The 16,433-nt window shown below is 60.9% G+C and carries 17 protein-coding genes; 12 read left to right on the top strand and 5 right to left on the bottom strand.

Going from position 1 to position 16,433, the window contains the following annotated elements; genetic code table 11:
* Nucleotides 1-205: 205 nt before the first annotated feature.
* Both ACZ89E_RS08770 and gloB read right to left on the bottom strand, forming a co-directional pair.
* Complete coding sequence (locus tag ACZ89E_RS08770) at nt 206-1,660, bottom strand: transglycosylase SLT domain-containing protein (RefSeq protein ID WP_476255391.1); 1,455 nt, start codon at nt 1,658-1,660, stop codon at nt 206-208.
* A gap of 99 nt (nt 1,661-1,759) precedes the next feature.
* Nucleotides 1,760-2,527, bottom strand: coding sequence for a hydroxyacylglutathione hydrolase (gloB, locus tag ACZ89E_RS08765; protein WP_476257033.1), 768 nt, complete (start codon nt 2,525-2,527; stop codon nt 1,760-1,762).
* Between the two features lie 65 nt (nt 2,528-2,592).
* Here gloB and ACZ89E_RS08760 point away from each other — a divergent pair, with 65 nt between their 5' ends.
* The 5 genes from ACZ89E_RS08760 (at nt 2,593) to ACZ89E_RS08740 (ending at nt 7,972) form a co-directional block, all read left to right on the top strand.
* The gene (locus ACZ89E_RS08760) at nt 2,593-3,351 is read left to right on the top strand and encodes a methyltransferase domain-containing protein (RefSeq protein ID WP_149658294.1); all 759 of its coding nucleotides are present in this window, start codon (nt 2,593-2,595) and stop codon (nt 3,349-3,351) included.
* A gap of 91 nt (nt 3,352-3,442) precedes the next feature.
* A complete protein-coding gene (gene rnhA / locus ACZ89E_RS08755; protein WP_054047533.1) occupies nt 3,443-3,895 on the top strand; it encodes a ribonuclease HI in 453 nt (150 codons plus the stop codon).
* 129 nt (nt 3,896-4,024) lie between these two features.
* The gene (gene dnaQ, locus ACZ89E_RS08750) at nt 4,025-4,783 is read left to right on the top strand and encodes a DNA polymerase III subunit epsilon (protein ID WP_149658293.1); all 759 of its coding nucleotides are present in this window, start codon (nt 4,025-4,027) and stop codon (nt 4,781-4,783) included.
* A gap of 304 nt (nt 4,784-5,087) precedes the next feature.
* A complete protein-coding gene (locus ACZ89E_RS08745; protein WP_149658291.1) occupies nt 5,088-7,343 on the top strand; it encodes an Orn/Lys/Arg family decarboxylase in 2,256 nt (751 codons plus the stop codon).
* 14 nt (nt 7,344-7,357) lie between these two features.
* Nucleotides 7,358-7,972, top strand: coding sequence for a GNAT family N-acetyltransferase (locus ACZ89E_RS08740; protein WP_149658290.1), 615 nt, complete (start codon nt 7,358-7,360; stop codon nt 7,970-7,972).
* Here the strand turns inward: ACZ89E_RS08740 and ACZ89E_RS08735 are convergent.
* Nucleotides 7,938-8,831 carry a LysR substrate-binding domain-containing protein gene (locus ACZ89E_RS08735; RefSeq protein WP_476255390.1) on the bottom strand — a complete coding sequence of 298 codons (894 nt, stop codon included), beginning with the start codon at nt 8,829-8,831 and terminating at the stop codon, nt 7,938-7,940. The two genes, ACZ89E_RS08740 and ACZ89E_RS08735, sit on opposite strands and share 35 nt — an antisense overlap.
* A gap of 88 nt (nt 8,832-8,919) precedes the next feature.
* Nucleotides 8,920-9,180 carry a hypothetical protein gene (locus ACZ89E_RS08730; RefSeq protein WP_149658288.1) on the bottom strand — a complete coding sequence of 87 codons (261 nt, stop codon included), beginning with the start codon at nt 9,178-9,180 and terminating at the stop codon, nt 8,920-8,922.
* A 176-nt stretch (nt 9,181-9,356) separates the two neighbouring features.
* On the opposite strand from ACZ89E_RS08730, the gene ACZ89E_RS08725 reads away from it, so the two are divergent.
* Nucleotides 9,357-9,917 (top strand): NADPH-dependent FMN reductase, encoded by a 561-nt coding sequence (locus ACZ89E_RS08725; RefSeq protein ID WP_149658287.1) that lies wholly within the window; start codon nt 9,357-9,359, stop codon nt 9,915-9,917.
* A 212-nt stretch (nt 9,918-10,129) separates the two neighbouring features.
* Nucleotides 10,130-11,413: an arsenic transporter gene (locus ACZ89E_RS08720; RefSeq protein WP_476255389.1), complete on the top strand. Its 1,284-nt coding sequence runs from the start codon at nt 10,130-10,132 to the stop codon at nt 11,411-11,413.
* A 106-nt stretch (nt 11,414-11,519) separates the two neighbouring features.
* Here ACZ89E_RS08720 and ACZ89E_RS08715 read toward each other — a convergent pair whose 3' ends face one another.
* The gene (locus tag ACZ89E_RS08715; protein ID WP_476255388.1) at nt 11,520-12,470 is read right to left on the bottom strand and encodes a DUF1853 family protein; all 951 of its coding nucleotides are present in this window, start codon (nt 12,468-12,470) and stop codon (nt 11,520-11,522) included.
* 105 nt (nt 12,471-12,575) lie between these two features.
* Between ACZ89E_RS08715 and ACZ89E_RS08710 the strand changes: the two genes are divergently transcribed.
* Genes ACZ89E_RS08710 through ACZ89E_RS08690 form a run of 5 tightly spaced genes read left to right on the top strand, consistent with a single transcriptional unit; the run spans nt 12,576 to nt 16,424 of the window.
* Nucleotides 12,576-13,466 carry an NAD(+) kinase gene (locus ACZ89E_RS08710; RefSeq protein WP_010459816.1) on the top strand — a complete coding sequence of 297 codons (891 nt, stop codon included), beginning with the start codon at nt 12,576-12,578 and terminating at the stop codon, nt 13,464-13,466.
* Complete coding sequence (locus ACZ89E_RS08705) at nt 13,463-14,437, top strand: metallophosphoesterase (RefSeq protein WP_476257032.1); 975 nt, start codon at nt 13,463-13,465, stop codon at nt 14,435-14,437. Before ACZ89E_RS08710 ends, ACZ89E_RS08705 begins: the two co-directional genes overlap by 4 nt.
* The gene (locus ACZ89E_RS08700; RefSeq protein WP_476255387.1) at nt 14,434-15,303 is read left to right on the top strand and encodes a rhomboid family intramembrane serine protease; all 870 of its coding nucleotides are present in this window, start codon (nt 14,434-14,436) and stop codon (nt 15,301-15,303) included. Before ACZ89E_RS08705 ends, ACZ89E_RS08700 begins: the two co-directional genes overlap by 4 nt.
* 33 nt (nt 15,304-15,336) lie before the next feature.
* Nucleotides 15,337-15,597, top strand: coding sequence for a YeaC family protein (locus ACZ89E_RS08695; protein WP_054047564.1), 261 nt, complete (start codon nt 15,337-15,339; stop codon nt 15,595-15,597).
* Nucleotides 15,594-16,424, top strand: a complete 831-nt coding sequence (locus ACZ89E_RS08690; RefSeq protein WP_149658282.1) for a DUF2797 domain-containing protein — start codon at nt 15,594-15,596, stop codon at nt 16,422-16,424. The genes ACZ89E_RS08695 and ACZ89E_RS08690 overlap by 4 nt, the downstream gene beginning before the upstream one ends.
* Nucleotides 16,425-16,433 lie beyond the last annotated feature (9 nt).

Below are 16,433 nucleotides of genomic sequence, written 5' to 3'. Positions count from 1 at the left end.
GCTCGTGGCGAGGGGGCTTGCCCCCGTTCGGCTGCGAAGCAGTCGCAAACACCGCGGATGCGATTTATCTGAAAATAACCAGGTGGCCGCTTCGCGACCCAACGGGGGCAAGCCCCCTCGCCACAAGAGCAGCATTGCTGTAGCAACCACAACAGCCCTCAAACCGCAGGCAAAAAAAAGCCCCTGGATTTCAGGGGCTCTTTGCTTAGCGTGGCGAAGACACCGTCAGCATCTGACCCGGCTTCAGCGCCTGGCCAACCCGCGGGTTCCAGCGCTTGAGGTGTTGCATTTCAACGTTGAAACGTTTGGCAACCATATACAGCGAGTCGCCTTGCTTGACCTTGTACTGGGTCTGTTGCGTCTTGCCGGTGTCCTTGCCCTTCGACTTGCCGCTGGCGGCCACGACCGTGTTGATCCGGCCACCGCTGCGCTTGGTGTTGTCCTGCATGACCAGGGTCTGGCCGACCTTGAGGTCCTTGCCGGTCAGTTTGTTCCAGCGTTGCAGGTCTATCACGTCAACCTTGTTCGCCTTGGCGATGGTGCCCAGGTTATCGCCACGTTTGACGCGATAGGCACGCTTGAGTCGGGCAATTTCGTTGTCGTCGGCGCCTTCGAACACAGGCTTGAGCTGGCGTGTGCTGATCAACTCCTCGGGGCGCATGGTCGACAGGCTGGCGGTCAGCAACTGCGCCTTGGACGTCGGCACCAGCAAATGCTGAGGACCGTCGATGGTGGTGCGCTGCTTGAAGGCCGGATTGAGCTGGAACAGTTCGTCTTCGTCGATGTTGGCCACCGCGGCAACCTTGGACAGGTCCATGCGCTGGTTGATTTCGACGACCTGGAAATACGGTTCGTTGGCGATCGGGTTGAGGTTCACGCCGTAGGCTTCCGGCGCCAGCACCACTTGCGACAGGGCCAGCAACTTCGGCACGTAGGCCTGGGTTTCGGCCGGCAGCGGCAGGTTCCAGTAGTCGGTCGGCAGACCGAGCTTCTCGTTACGCTCGATGGCCCGGCTGACCGTGCCTTCACCGGCGTTATACGCCGCCAGTGCCAGCAACCAGTCACCGTTGAACATGTCGTGTAGACGTGTCAGGTAGTCCATGGCAGCGGTGGTCGAGGCAGTGATGTCGCGACGGCCATCGTAGAAACGGGTCTGGCGCAGGTTGTAGTAACGCCCGGTGGAAGGGATGAATTGCCAGAGACCCACCGCGTCGGCCCGGGAATAGGCCATCGGGTTGTAGGCGCTTTCAATCACTGGCAGCAGCGCCAGTTCCAGCGGCATGTTGCGTTCTTCGAGGCGTTCGATGATGTAGTGGATGTACAGGCTGCCGCGTTCGCCAGCGTTTTCGAGGAAGGACGGGTTGCTGGCGAACCACAGTCGTTGTTGCTCGATACGCGGGTTGACGCCCAGGCCGTCCTGCAACTGGAAGCCCTGGCGCATGCGCTCCCAGACATCCTGTGGGACTTGCGGTGTTGGTTTCTCGCTGAGCCAGATCGGTTTCTGCTTGGCTCGCGCGGCAATATTCGGAGTATGTGTGGCTTCGGTTTGCGGGACATGGCTTGAACAGCCCGCCAATGTGGCGGACACAGCCACCGCGATGGCTTGAGCCAGGCGGGTCAATGCGTCTGAATTGATGGCTTTACGAATAGATGACGACATTGGCTGGAAGTGAGTTCCGGGCAAAAATGTCGGGCGATTCTAGAAAGCGTACCCCTTGCGGTCAACCATTCAGAATTTTTGTACCAACAGGTAGCCAGCTTAGAACTTATCTTTCCAAGCCCGCAAGGCAGCAAAGACCGCACTCGGACCCCGGTTTTGGGTTCCGCTCCGTTCGTCCACTTTTTCTTTAACGGATGTTTCGTCAACCCTCAAAAACGGGTTGGTCAGCTTTTCAAGCGCCAGCGTAGAGGGCAGCGTCATGATTCCGGCTGTCCGCTGCGCGGTGACTTTTTCCAGACGCGCGGCCGTGTCCGGATTGCCCGGTTCCACCGCAATGGCGAACTTCAGATTGCTCAAGGTGTACTCGTGGGTGCAGTACACCAGCGTGTCCTCAGGCAACGAAGCCAGGCGCGACAGCGAGGTGTGCATCTGCTCCGGGGTGCCTTCGAACAAGCGGCCGCAACCGGCGGCGAACAGGGTGTCGCCGCAAAACAGCAGGCCGTGGTGATAAAAGGCGATATGGCCCAGGGTGTGACCGGGCACGGCGTACACCTCGAAGTCCCAGCCGAGCACGCTGATGCGGTCGTTGTCCTTGAGCGCGACGTCCCGTGCGGGGATGGTTTCACTGGCCGGGCCATAGACTTTCGCGTCTGTCGCATTTTTCAGCTGCTCGACGCCGCCGACGTGGTCATGATGATGGTGAGTGATCAGAATATCGCTGAGCACCCAGCCCGGATGCGCCGCCAGCCAGGCCTGGACGGGCGCGGCGTCCCCCGGGTCGACCACGGCGCAGCGCTGGGTTCGGTGATCCTGTAACAACCAGATGTAGTTGTCGGTGAAGGCGGGCAGGGCACTGATCTGTATCATCGTCGAATTCGCCAAGCGGAAAACAATGGCGCATCTTAGAACTTCCTGGCGCTTTGGAGAATGCAATGACCGATAAAGCGTTCGCTCAGGCCGATCCTGAGTGGCTGACATTGATCAGCGCCGCCCGAGAATGGTTGTCCGGCCCGATCGGGCAATTCCTGCTGGACGAAGAACGGCGCATGCTCGAAGACGAGTTGGGCCGGTTCTTCGGCGGCTACCTGGTGCACTACGGTCCATCGGCCGAAACTCCGCCGTCGGCGCCGCAAGTGCAGCGCAACGTGCGGCTCGGCGCGCCCTTGCCCGGCGTCGAGATCGTCTGCGAAGAGCAGGCCTGGCCCCTGAGCGAGCACGCTGCCGACGTGGTGGTGTTGCAGCATGGGCTGGATTTCTGCCTGTCGCCCCACGGTTTGCTGCGCGAAGCGGCGAGCAGCGTGCGGCCCGGCGGGCATCTGCTGATCATCGGCATCAACCCCTGGAGCACGTGGGGCCTGCGCCATGTGTTCGCCCACGACGCCTTGCGCAAGGCCCGCTGCATTTCGCCGTCACGGGTCGGTGACTGGCTGAATTTGCTGGGTTTCGCGCTGGAGAAACGCCGCTTCGGGTGCTATCGTCCGCCGCTTGCGTCGCCCAAATGGCAGGCCCGTCTGGCCGGTTGGGAGCGCAAGGCCGGTGACTGGCAACTGTCGGGCGGTGGCTTCTATTTATTGGTCGCGCGCAAGATCGTGGTGGGCCTGCGTCCCGTGCGTCAGGAGCGACGCGAGCCGATGGGCAAGCTGATTCCGCTGCCGATGGCCAAGGTCAATCGTCGCCATATCGAGCCGTAAACACTCTTTATTTTCCCGGCCGGGTCACCCCGGCCTCGGGCATCGTCGATCCCGGATCGGCGAGCCACCGCATTTTTCTGGATAGATTGGCATGAGCGATAGCGTAGAACTGTTCACTGATGGCGCCTGCAAAGGCAACCCCGGCCCCGGCGGCTGGGGCGCACTGCTGGTGTGCAAGGGCGTCGAGAAGGAACTGTGGGGCGGCGAAGCCAACACCACCAACAACCGCATGGAGCTGATGGGCGCGATCAAGGGCCTGGAAGAACTCAAGCGTTCCTGCGACGTGCTGCTGGTGACTGACTCCCAGTACGTGATGAAAGGCATCAATGAGTGGATGGCCAACTGGAAGAAGCGCGGCTGGAAAACCGCGGCGAAAGAACCGGTTAAAAATGCCGACCTGTGGAAGTTGCTGGACGAACAGGTCAACCGCCACACCGTGACCTGGAAATGGGTACGTGGGCACATTGGCCATCATGGCAACGAACGGGCTGACCAGTTGGCCAATCGTGGCGTCGATGAAGTGCGCGGCTACAAACAGGATTGATGGGCGGCGCGGCCCTGATCGTTCCCACGCAGAGCGTGGGAACGATCAACTTCGGGGTGGGCGAGTCGACGTGCGAGCATGTTAAGATCGCCGCTTTTGCACGATTGACCCGTTGAGAGCTGAGCACTGATGGCCACCAGATCCGTTGTACTCGATACCGAAACCACCGGCATGCCGGTGACCGACGGCCACCGGATTATCGAAATCGGTTGTGTCGAGTTGATTGGTCGGCGCCTCACCGGCCGGCATTTCCACGTTTACCTGCAACCGGACCGCGAGAGTGATGAAGGCGCCATCGGCGTCCACGGCATCACCAACGAATTCCTGGTGGGCAAGCCGCGCTTCACCGAAGTGGCCGATGAGTTTTTCGAGTTCATCAAGGGCGCGCAGCTGATCATCCATAACGCGGCGTTCGACGTTGGCTTCATCAACAACGAATTCGCGCTGATGGGCCAGCACGATCGGGCTGACATCACGCAACATTGCTCGATCCTCGACACCCTGATGATGGCCCGGGAGCGTCACCCGGGGCAGCGCAACAGCCTCGATGCCTTGTGCAAACGCTATGGCGTCGACAACTCCGGCCGTGAACTGCACGGCGCCTTGCTCGACTCCGAGATTCTCGCCGACGTTTACCTGACCATGACTGGCGGGCAGACCAGCCTGTCCCTAGCGGGTAACGCGTCTGACGGCAACGGTTCGGGTGAGGGTGCGGACAACTCGGCCACCGAGATTCGCCGCCTGCCGGCCGATCGCCAGCCGACCCGGATCATCCGCGCCAGTGAAGATGACCTGGCGCAGCACATCGCGCGCCTGGAAGCGGTGGCCAAATCCGCCGGGGCGCCGTCGTTGTGGCAGCAGTTGATGGAAGCAAAAGCCCAAGCCTGAGGCTTGCGGGGCCTTTGTGGCGAGGGAGCTTGTTCCCGCTCGGCTGCGCAGCAGTCGTCAGACCAGCGAACGCGGTGTATCTGGAAGAGATACAGGGGGCCGCTTCGCGCCCCAGCGGGAGCAAGCTCCCTCGCCACAGGTCATCATCAAGCCACAACTCATCATTTCAGACTGAGATTGCTGGCCACATGATGGTGCGCCCACTGACCCGCTTCAGGGCATCGGCACTCGCCACATCCGCCTCAACCCTCTACCCTGAGGGAATTGGCAGGCCACGGTCTGCCGCCTCAGGACACTGAGCCCCATGTATAAAGATTTGAAATTCCCGGTCCTGATCGTCCATCGCGACATCAAGGCCGACACGGTTGCCGGTGACCGCGTGCGTGGCATCGCCCGGGAGCTGGAGCAGGAAGGCTTCAGCATTCTCAGTGCGGTGGATTACTCCGAAGGGCGCTTGGTGGCCTCGACTCATCACGGCCTGTCGTGCATGTTGATCGCCGCCGAAGACGCCAACACGAACGCTCATTTGTTACACAATATGGCCGAACTGATCGGCCTGGCCCGGGTGCGCGCGCCGGACTTGCCGATTTTCGCCCTGGGCGAGCAGGTCACCCTGGAAAACGCCCCGGCCGACGCCATGGCCGAGCTCAATCAACTGCGCGGCATTCTGTACCTGTTCGAAGACACCGTGCCATTCCTCGCCCGTCAGGTGGCCCGGGCAGCGCGCAAGTATCTGGATGGGTTGTTGCCGCCATTCTTCAAGGCCCTGGTGCAGCACACCGCCGATTCCAACTATTCCTGGCACACCCCCGGTCATGGCGGTGGCGTGGCCTATCACAAGAGCCCGGTGGGGCAGGCGTTCCACCAGTTTTTCGGGGAAAACACCCTGCGTTCGGATTTATCGGTATCGGTGCCGGAACTCGGTTCGCTGCTTGATCACACCGGCCCTCTGGCCGCAGCCGAAGCCAGGGCTGCGCGCAATTTTGGCGCGGATCACACCTTTTTCGTGATCAATGGCACCTCCACGGCGAACAAGATTGTCTGGCATTCCATGGTCGCCCGGGATGACCTGGTGCTGGTGGATCGCAACTGCCACAAGTCGGTGTTGCACTCGATCATCATGACCGGCGCTATCCCGCTGTACCTGTGCCCGGAGCGCAATGAATTGGGAATCATCGGCCCCATCCCGCTCAGCGAATTCAGCCGCGAGTCGATCCAGGCCAAGATCGATGCGAGCCCGTTGACCAAGGGCCGCGCGCCGAAGGTCAAGCTGGCGGTGGTGACCAATTCGACCTACGACGGCCTCTGCTACAACGCCGAACTGATCAAGCAGCAACTGGGCAACAGCGTCGAGGTCTTGCACTTTGATGAGGCCTGGTACGCCTACGCGGCGTTTCACGAGTTCTTTGCCGGGCGTTACGGCATGGGCACGTCGCGCAGCGAAGACAGCCCGCTGGTGTTCACCACCCACTCCACGCACAAATTGCTCGCGGCGTTCAGCCAGGCGTCGATGATCCACGTACAGGACGGCGGGGCGCGGCAACTGGACCGCGACCGTTTCAACGAAGCGTTCATGATGCACATCTCCACCTCGCCGCAGTACAGCATCATCGCCTCGCTGGACGTGGCCTCGGCGATGATGGAAGGCCCGGCCGGGCGTTCGCTGTTGCAGGAGATGTTCGACGAAGCCCTGAGCTTCCGCCGGGCCCTGGCCAATCTGCGACAGCACATCGCGGCGGATGACTGGTGGTTTTCCATCTGGCAACCGCCGTCGGTGGAAGGCATTACGCAAGTCATCACTGAAGACTGGTTGCTGCAACCGGATGCCGACTGGCACGGCTTTGGTGGCGTGACCGATGACTACGTGCTGCTCGATCCGATCAAGGTCACCCTGGTGATGCCGGGCCTGACCGCTGGCGGCGCCTTGAGCGAGCGCGGGATTCCGGCCGCGGTCGTCAGCAAGTTCCTCTGGGAGCGCGGGCTGGTGGTCGAGAAGACCGGGCTGTATTCGTTCCTGGTGCTGTTCTCCATGGGCATCACCAAGGGTAAATGGAGCACGTTGCTCACCGAGTTGCTGGAGTTCAAGCGCAGTTACGACGCCAATGTCAGCCTGAACACCTGCCTGCCGTGTGTCGCCCAGGAAAATCCGGCGCGTTATCAAGGCATGGGCCTGCGCGATTTGTGTGATCAGCTGCACGCCTGCTACCGCAGCAATGCCACGGCCAAGCACCTCAAACGCATGTACACCGTACTGCCGGAAATCGCCATGAAGCCTGCCGACGCCTATGATCATCTGGTGCGCGGTGAGGTGGAGGCGGTATCGATCGATGCCCTGGAGGGGCGCATCGCCGCCGTGATGCTGGTGCCGTACCCGCCGGGGATTCCCTTGATCATGCCCGGTGAGCGCTTCACCGAGTCGACCCGATCGATCATCGACTACCTGGCATTCGCCCGTACCTTCGACAGCAGCTTCCCGGGATTTGTCGCCGATGTGCACGGATTGCAACACGAAGACGAGGGCAATGGGCGGCATTACACCGTCGATTGCATCAAGGAATGAGGACCTTCCCCAGTATGCAACCGGTCATGAATCCGAAATACCCAGGGCTGTCGGTGCGCGTTGCCGACGATGGTTTTGCGGCCTACATCTGGGGCAGCGATTTCAGTTTTGAAGTCGTCGCCTACGGTGCCGCACACATTGGCAAGCCGGTGGCGCAGTGGCCGGTGACGCCGATCACGCCGTATCGAAAGTGCTATGGCATCGATCCGGAAGAGTTCAGCAGTTTCCGCGATGCCGCCGACAGTGCGATTTTCATGGCGTACCTGGATGACGAACCGGTGGGCCATCTGGTGATCAGCACCAACTGGAACGGCTTCGCGCATATCGACGAACTGGCGGTGCATGCCCCGGCGCGACGCCATGGTGTGGCCAAGTCGTTGCTGGACGTCGCACAGTTCTGGAGTCGCAAGAAGAAACTGCCGGGCATCATGCTCGAAACCCAGAACAACAACCTCGGCGCCTGCCGGCTCTATGAGCGCTGTGGTTATGTGATTGGCGGGATCGATCATCTGCGCTATCGCGGCATCGACCCGAACACCGCCGAAGTCGCATTGTTCTGGTATCGCTTGTTCGATAATCCGCTGGAAAACCCGGTCAGCTCGCCAGCATCGCCACGGCTTGTTCCGTAATGATCGCCAGCAACGCGTCGACGGCGGGCGAGGGCTCGGCGTTCTTCAAGGTCAGGGCGTAGAGGCTGATCGGCACGGCCGGTGCCAGTGGGCAGGCGTCGAGGCCGGACGACTTGGCGCCGAGGGCGGTGAAGGGGTCGACGATGGCCAGGCCTTCACCGGCCTCGACCATGCTGCGCATCATTTGATGAGTCTGGACGCGGGTCTGGATCACCAGCGCAGGGCGCAGCGCCTGCAATTTGGTTTCCAGTGCCGGGCTCAGCGGGTCGTGACCTTCGAGGCCGACCATCGACTGGCCCGCCAGATCCTGCACCGACACATATTTCTGCTTGGGTTGCAGCCAGCCGTGGGGCGCGAGTAGCTGGAGCTTGCCCTGGGCGATCACCTGGCAATCGATGTCGGCATGGTCGGGATCATGCAGGCTCAGGCCCAGGTCGCTTTCGCGCAGCAACAGGCTGCGGACGATCTCGCGGGTGGGTTGGCTGAGGAGGGTGCACGGCGCATCGGGGAAACGTCGGCGCAGGGCCGCGATGCTGTGGGGCAATAATAGTTGGGCGAGCGGCGGGGTGCCGATGACGCGCAACGGTGGCGCGAGGTATTGCTTGAGACTGTTGGCCAGGCGCTGCACCGGTTCGAGGGCTTCATAGACGTGAGCCATCTCGACCTGCAACTCCCGCGCCTCGCGCGTGGCCTGCAAGCGGCCGCGCACGCTGGAAAACAGCATGAAGCCCAACTGACCCTCGGCGTCACGCAAAATCCCTTCGACCTCGGCCACCGGCAACTGCAGCCATTCGGCGGCGGTGCCCAGGTGACCGGTCTGCAAGAGCGCCTGGATCACTTCGATATGACGTAAACGCATGCGTGAAGTCCATGTTCAGCAGGTGAGGGAGTCAGTGGCTGAATCCTAACTCAAGTGCGTGCATATGACTTCTGCTCATAACACAGGGTTATGAAGCGACGGTGGTTTCCGGCAGGCTACCGATGTAAGTGTCCGGTTCGCGCGTCAGGGTGATATCCGACTGGATCAACTGGAACTGGTTGTCATTGAGCTTTTTCATGCGATCGCCGATGGCCAGTTTGTAGCTGGTGACAGGCTCCGAGCCTTCGACGCCGTCTGCCGACGGGGTGGATTCCTGAAACTCATGTACGGAATAAACACGGCCTTCCGCGTCTCTTGCATGGAACTGACCGACGAGTACTGCTGCCATCTGCTTAGAACCTCTGGAGATAAATCACTCAATTTGCGGCTCAATAGACCGTGGTTGGGCGAAGTAAGTTTTCCTACAAGAAAAAAATAGTCAGGGGCAGCGATTTTCGCTCGCCCGCTGATTGAATCGTCATCTATAACTACAGGCTCTTTCCATCGGACAGTCGAGAATCTTCCATGAGCAACGTCTATACGATCGCCGTTGTGGTCGGCAGCTTGAGAAAAGAGTCGATCAACCGCAAGGTCGCATTGGCCCTGGCTGATCTGGCGCCTGCCAATCTGAAATTGAACATCGTCGAAATTGGCGACTTGCCACTCTACAACGAAGACATCGATGGCGCTTCACCGCCGGCAGCCTACAGCACTTTCCGACAACAAGTGAGTTCATCCGACGCAGTGCTGTTCGTGACCCCGGAATACAACCGCTCGGTGCCAGCACCGTTGAAGAACGCAATTGACGTCGGTTCGCGTCCTTATGGCAAGAGTGCCTGGAGCGGCAAGCCGGGGGGTGTGATCAGCGTTTCACCGGGTGCGATTGGCGGTTTTGGTGCCAACCATCACCTGCGCCAGTCCATGGTGTTTCTCAATGTGCCCTGCATGCAGCAGCCGGAAGCCTATCTTGGCGGGGCCGGGACGGCGTTTGATGAGGCGGGCAAGTTGTCCGAATCAGTGAAGCCATTTTTACAAAGCTTCATCAATGCCTACGGGCAATGGGTGGAACAACACAAAAAAGTCTGACCAATGACCTGTAGGAGCGAAGCTTGCTCGCGAAAGCGGTGTGTCAGTCAACATTGATGTTGAACGTGACGACGCCTTCGCGAGCAAGCTTTGCTCCTACAGGGGTATTGATGTGTCGGGGATTTTTGTGCTCCTTCACGGAATTATCACTCCGGTCATTTACTCTGTTGCACGTCCCCCCATCCCGATTGTCTGTTCAAGGCTGCTTTCGCATGCTCATCGCTTCATTGATTTTCCTGCTGACCATTACCCTGGTGATCTGGCAACCCAAAGGCCTCGGCGTCGGCTGGAGTGCGGTGTTCGGCGCGGTGTTGGCGCTGCTTTTCGGGGTGGTGCACCTCAGTGACATCCCGCTGGTGTGGCAGATCATCTGGAACGCCACTGGCACCTTTGTCGCACTGATTATCATCAGCCTGCTGCTGGACGAAGCCGGTTTTTTTTCCTGGGCGGCGTTGCACGTGGCGCGTTGGGGCAAGGGCAGCGGGCGCAAGTTGTTTGCCTTTATGGTGCTGCTCGGCGCGCTGGTGTCGGCGTTGTTTGCCAATGACGGCGCGGCGCTGATTCTTACGCCGATTGTCATTTCGATGTTGCTGGCCCTGCGCTTTTCACCTGCCGCGACCCTGGCGTTCGTGATGGGCGCCGGGTTTATCGCCGACACCGCGAGCCTGCCGCTGGTGGTGTCGAACCTGGTGAATATCGTCTCCGCCGACTTCTTCCACATCGGCTTCAACCGCTATGCGGCGGTGATGATTCCGGTCAACTTCGTCAGCGTCGCGGCGACGTTGGGCATGTTGATGTGGTTCTTTCGCAAGGACATTCCCAAGGCCTACGACCCCGAACAGCTGGAGGACCCGACCACGGCGATTCACGACAAAGCCACGTTCTACGCCGGTTGGGCGGTGTTGGTGATTCTGCTCGTGGGTTGTTTTGCCCTGGAACCGCTGGGCATTCCAATCAGCGCGATTTCAGCGGTGTGCGCGGCCTTGCTGTTGGCCATCGCCGCCCGCGGTCACAAGATTTCCACGCGCAAGGTGATGAAAGAAGCGCCATGGCAGATCGTGATTTTCTCCCTCGGCATGTACCTGGTGGTCTACGGCCTGCGCAACGCCGGGCTTACCGATTACCTGGCCGGTTGGCTGAACGGCTTTGCCGGTTACGGCGTCTGGGGCGCGGCGATGGGCACCGGGGTGCTGACGGCGCTGTTGTCATCAATCATGAACAATTTGCCGACGGTGCTGATCGGCCTGCTCTCGATTGACGCGAGCCAGGCCACGGGCGTGGTCAAGGAAGCGATGATCTACGCCAACGTCATCGGCAGCGATCTGGGGCCGAAAATCACCCCGATCGGCAGCCTGGCGACGTTGTTGTGGCTGCATGTGCTGGAGCGCAAGAGCATCAAGATTGGCTGGGGCTATTACTTCAAGGTCGGGATTGTGCTGACGGTGCCGGTGTTGTTGGTGACGTTGGCGGCGTTGGCTTTGCGGTTGTCCCTTTAAACCGAGGTGGCCTCATCGCGGGCAAGCCTTGCTCCTACAGATTGTCCGCGCGTCCTTGTAGGAGCGAGGCTTGCCCGCGAAGAGGCCCGCCCAGGCACCACAAATCTCAACCACTGCCCGGCACATTCGGCCAAAGATCCGCCACCAGAAACAACCGCTCGGCTTCTTCCCAATCCCCGTTGGCATTCTCGGTCAACCGCACCATCAACTGCGCCGGTGCCAACGGCTCCAGCTCACTGATCCACGCATCCAGTTGTTCGGTGGTCCAGGTCTGCTCTGCCGGATAATGCGCCGGCGCCAGCCAGGCATGGCGGGGCAGGGGTTGCCAGCGCCCGAACGGCCGCTGCACGACAAAATCCGCCCAGTCCTTCTGATGCAGCCAGCTGCCGCGCAAATGCTGCGGATGCGCGCCGCTCGGCGACGCCGACTGCCCCGGCCACGGGTACAGCAGATAGCCGCCCAGCCACAAATGCGCACTGAACTGCTGGATATCCAGGGCTGCCAGCACTTCGCGACTTTCCGGTCGGGCGGAAATCGGCAATTGATGCTGGCTCAAATGCGCCAGTTTGCGGTCCAGCCGATCGTGACAACCGGGGCCCAGCCACTGGGCTGTGTCGTACCCGTCGCCGTTTTGCGGGCCGAGGTAGAGCTTGATTGCCAGTTCCAGGTGATGCACGCCGTCGCGATCGCGCAGCAGCATGTCCAGCTCTCCGAGGGTGTGACCTTCGCGGCGGATCGGCAGGTTGGCGGCAATCAGCTCGATACCCGGTGCATGCCGCACGGCGTATTGCCACAAGCGTTCGTAATACAGGCCCAGGCGCCGGGTCCGCGACTGCGCCAGCCAGTGCAGCAAGTCATAACTGTCGTGATCCAGTTGCCGCAACCAGCGTTCCAGGCCTTCCGGCGCCTGTACCCAGTCGCTCCCGGCCAGGGGATGACGCTGCGGCCACGGCGGCTCGCCGAGCATCGGCGGCGCAAGGATGACCCACGCCAGGTCGCGCACTTCCGGGTGGCGCAACTGGTGGGGTAGCTGGAGCAAATCCGGGAATAAGATCATTCTGCGAGCATAGCCTCTTACGTCATGGCTTAAAGGATTTTGTCTATCCCGCGCTTTCGCCCATAATCGTCGCTTTAGCCCGACGCAGAACCTCGCAGGAGCCCCATGGAGCAATTTCGTAATATCGGCATCATCGGTCGCCTGGGCAGTTCGCAGGTGCTGGATACCGTCCGCCGACTGAAACGGTTTCTGCTCGATCGTCACCTGCACGTGATCCTCGAAGACACCATCGCCGAAGTCCTGCCGGGGCATGGCCTGCAAACCTCGTCGCGCAAGATGCTCGGCGAAGTCTGTGACATGGTGATTGTGGTCGGCGGTGACGGCAGCCTGCTCGGCGCTGCCCGCGCGCTGGCCCGGCACAATATCCCGGTGCTCGGCATCAACCGGGGCAGCCTGGGGTTCCTGACCGATATCCGCCCCGATGAGCTGGAAGTCAAAGTCGCCGAAGTGCTCGACGGCCACTACCTGGTGGAAAACCGCTTCCTGCTGCAAGCCGAAGTCCGCCGCCACGCCGAGGCCATCGGCCAGGGCGATGCGCTGAACGACGTGGTGCTGCACCCCGGCAAATCCACACGAATGATCGAATTCGAGCTGTACATCGACGGCCAGTTCGTCTGCAGCCAGAAGGCCGACGGCCTGATCGTCGCCACGCCGACCGGTTCGACTGCGTATGCGCTCTCTGCCGGCGGCCCGATCATGCATCCCAAGCTCGACGCTATTGTGATTGTGCCGATGTACCCCCATACCTTGTCAGGCCGGCCAATTGTGGTCGATGGCAACAGTGAGCTGAAAATCGTCGTGTCCAAGGATATGCAGATCTACCCGCAAGTCTCCTGTGATGGGCAGAACCATTTCACCTGCGCGCCCGGCGACACCATCACCATCAGCAAAAAAGCCCAGAAGTTGCGGCTGATCCACCCCCTCGACCACAACTACTACGAAGTGTGCCGGACCAAGCTCGGCTGGGGCAGTCGGTTGGGTGGTGGAGGCGACTGATGCTCGATCCCGCGCGTAGCTACGACCTGATCGGTGACGTGCACGGTTGCGCTCTGACCCTTGAGCACTTGCTCGACCGGCTCGGTTACCACAAACACGCTGGCGTCTGGCGGCATCCGTCGCGAATGGCGGTGTTCGTCGGTGACATCATCGACCGCGGCCCGCGGATTCGCGAGGCGCTGCACATCGTTCACGACATGGTCGAGGCCGGCCAGGCCCTGTGCATCATGGGCAACCACGAATTCAACGCCCTCGGCTGGAGCACCCCGGCACCGCCCGGCAGCGGCAAGCAGTTCGTGCGCGAACACACGCCGCGTCACGCCCGGCTGCTGGGGGAAACCCTGACCCAGTTTGAAGATCATCCGGGCGACTGGCATGACTTCCAGCAATGGTTCTACGAGCTGCCATTGTTCGTCGATGCCGGACGTTTCCGCGTGGTGCACGCCTGCTGGGATTCGGGCCTGATCGAGCCGTTGCGTGCGCTGTTCCCCGACGGTTGCGTCGATGAACACTTTCTCCAGGCCTCGGCCGTGCCCGGCAGCTTTGCTTGCACCGTGTTCGATCGCCTGCTGCGCGGCACCGACATGCGCCTGCCCGATGGCCAGACCATGACCAGCGGCGACGGCCTGACCCGTTCGTTTTTCCGCACCAAATTCTGGGAAGACGACCCGCAAACCTACGGCGACATCGTGTTCCAGCCCGACGCTTTGCCCGAGCCAGTGGCGCGCACGCCGCTGTCGTCCACCGAGAAAAATACCTTGCTGCGCTATGGCGTCGATGAACCGTTGTTGTTTGTTGGCCACTACTGGCGCAGCGGCAAGCCGACGCCGATCCGGCCGAACCTGGCCTGCCTCGACTACAGTGCGGTGCTGTACGGCAAACTGGTGGCCTATCGCCTGGATCAGGAAACCCGTCTCGACCCGCATAAATTTGTCTGGGTCGATGTCGAACGGCCGGAGGCCTTGCAATGAGTGCGGTTGCGGTATTGCGTCTGCCGTTGGCGGTGGACTTGAGTGGTTTCGTCAAATTGCTGCAACGCATGCAGGTGCCCCATCGCGTCAGCGAAGAGGCGGGCGAGCAGGTGCTGTGGGTGCCGGCCAATATCAGCGAGGACGTGCGTTCGCTGTACGAGCGTTTTCCGGCGGGTGATCCCGACCAGCAACTGGACATCCCGGTGGCGCAGACCCCGCGCCGTCCCGGTTTCGTCGAACAATTGCGCTACAGCAAGGCCACCGCCGGCATTTTGTTGCTGTGCCTGATCGTCGGCGCGGTGACGGTGTTGGGGGAAAACCTCAACACCATGCACTGGTTCACCTTCCTCGATTTCCGCGTGATCGGCGACTACATCGAATTCACGCCCCTGGACGAAGGTCTGGCGGCGGGGCAGTGGTGGCGTCTGGTGACGCCGATGCTGATCCACTTCGGCTTCCTGCACCTGGCCATGAACGGCATGTGGTACTGGGAACTGGGGCGGCGCATCGAGGCACGCCAGGGCAGCATCAACCTGATTGGCCTGACCTTGCTGTTCAGCCTGGTGTCCAACTACGCCCAGTATTGGTTCAGCGGCGCGACCTTGTTTGGCGGCTTGTCCGGTGTGCTCTACGGCCTGCTCGGGCATTGCTGGATCTTCCAGTTGCTGTCGCCGAACCCGGCCTATCGCCTGCCACGCGGCGTATTGGTGATGATGCTGGTCTGGCTGGTGCTGTGCATGTCCGGGCTGATCTCGATGATCGGTTTCGGCGAAATTGCCAACGCGGCCCACGTCGGCGGGTTGCTCATCGGATGCTTCACCGGTTTGTTGGGTGGTTTGTACAACCGCCGTAAACTCGCCGTCTAAAACAGTTACTGAATAAAGAGCACGGAGACCCTGATGTCCTCTTTTAACGAAATGATCAAAAACATCACCCCCGACATCTACCAGAGCCTGAAGCTGGCGGTGGAAATCGGCAAATGGTCCGACGGTGGCAAACTCACCGCCGAGCAGCGCGAGCTGTCCCTGCAGGCGATGATCGCCTGGGAAATCCAGAACCTGCCCGAAGAACAGCGGACCGGCTACATGGGCCCGCAGGAGTGCAGCTCCAAGTCGATCAGCGTGCCGAATATCCTGTTCAAGTCGGATGCCATCCATTGATCGAGATTGGCCGCGGTGCAATCAGCAAAATGTCGGCGCGCCTGGACGGGCCGAACGTGCAGTACGCTTTTCGTCTGGGCGACACCGAGGTGCCGGTCAATCCCTTGATCGGCAGCACAGTGCGCCTGGAATACCTGGGGGCGATTTTCTGCTCCCATTGCGGACGCAAGACCAAAACCAGTTTCAGTCAGGGTTATTGCTACCCGTGCATGACCAAATTGGCCCAGTGCGACATCTGCATCATGAGCCCGGAGCGCTGCCACTTCGACGCCGGCACCTGCCGTGAACCGGAGTGGGGCCAGACGTTCTGCATGACCGATCACATCGTCTACCTGTCCAACTCGTCGGGGGTGAAAGTCGGGATTACCCGCGCCAACCAGATGCCGACCCGCTGGATCGACCAGGGCGCTCGTCAGGCGCTGCCGATCATGCGTGTCTCAACCCGTCAGCAGTCGGGTTTCGTCGAAGACCTGTTGCGCAGCCAAGTGGCAGACAAGACCAATTGGCGTGCTTTACTCAAGGGCGACGCGGTGTCGGTGGACCTGGCCGCGGTTCGCGATCAACTGTTCGATAGCTGCGCGGAAGGTTTGCAAGGTTTGCAGGAACGATTCGGCCTACAGGCGATCCAGACTATTGCCGATGTCGACGTCCTCGAAATCCGCTATCCGATCGAGCAATACCCGGACAAAATCGTCAGCTTCAACCTGGACAAGAACCCGATTGCCGAAGGCACGCTGCTGGGGATCAAGGGCCAATACCTGATTTTCGACACCGGCGTGATCAATATTCGTAAATACACGGCTTATCAGCTCGCCGTGCATAGTTAAGGACTCCAG

The organism is Pseudomonas sp. TE3899, assembly GCF_056279105.1.
Note: the sequence above shows the minus strand (reverse complement) of the source record. Positions and strands in the feature narration are given on the sequence as shown.

Coding starts and splice junctions, on each gene's coding strand:
- ACZ89E_RS08770 (WP_476255391.1), bottom strand. CDS start 1,660: ATGTCGTCATCTATTCGTAAAGCCATCAATTCAGACGCATTGACCCGC.
- gloB (WP_476257033.1), bottom strand. CDS start 2,527: ATGATACAGATCAGTGCCCTGCCCGCCTTCACCGACAACTACATCTGG.
- ACZ89E_RS08760 (WP_149658294.1), top strand. CDS start 2,593: ATGACCGATAAAGCGTTCGCTCAGGCCGATCCTGAGTGGCTGACATTG.
- rnhA (WP_054047533.1), top strand. CDS start 3,443: ATGAGCGATAGCGTAGAACTGTTCACTGATGGCGCCTGCAAAGGCAAC.
- dnaQ (WP_149658293.1), top strand. CDS start 4,025: ATGGCCACCAGATCCGTTGTACTCGATACCGAAACCACCGGCATGCCG.
- ACZ89E_RS08745 (WP_149658291.1), top strand. CDS start 5,088: ATGTATAAAGATTTGAAATTCCCGGTCCTGATCGTCCATCGCGACATC.
- ACZ89E_RS08740 (WP_149658290.1), top strand. CDS start 7,358: ATGCAACCGGTCATGAATCCGAAATACCCAGGGCTGTCGGTGCGCGTT.
- ACZ89E_RS08735 (WP_476255390.1), bottom strand. CDS start 8,831: ATGCGTTTACGTCATATCGAAGTGATCCAGGCGCTCTTGCAGACCGGT.
- ACZ89E_RS08730 (WP_149658288.1), bottom strand. CDS start 9,180: ATGGCAGCAGTACTCGTCGGTCAGTTCCATGCAAGAGACGCGGAAGGC.
- ACZ89E_RS08725 (WP_149658287.1), top strand. CDS start 9,357: ATGAGCAACGTCTATACGATCGCCGTTGTGGTCGGCAGCTTGAGAAAA.
- ACZ89E_RS08720 (WP_476255389.1), top strand. CDS start 10,130: ATGCTCATCGCTTCATTGATTTTCCTGCTGACCATTACCCTGGTGATC.
- ACZ89E_RS08715 (WP_476255388.1), bottom strand. CDS start 12,470: ATGATCTTATTCCCGGATTTGCTCCAGCTACCCCACCAGTTGCGCCAC.
- ACZ89E_RS08710 (WP_010459816.1), top strand. CDS start 12,576: ATGGAGCAATTTCGTAATATCGGCATCATCGGTCGCCTGGGCAGTTCG.
- ACZ89E_RS08700 (WP_476255387.1), top strand. CDS start 14,434: ATGAGTGCGGTTGCGGTATTGCGTCTGCCGTTGGCGGTGGACTTGAGT.
- ACZ89E_RS08695 (WP_054047564.1), top strand. CDS start 15,337: ATGTCCTCTTTTAACGAAATGATCAAAAACATCACCCCCGACATCTAC.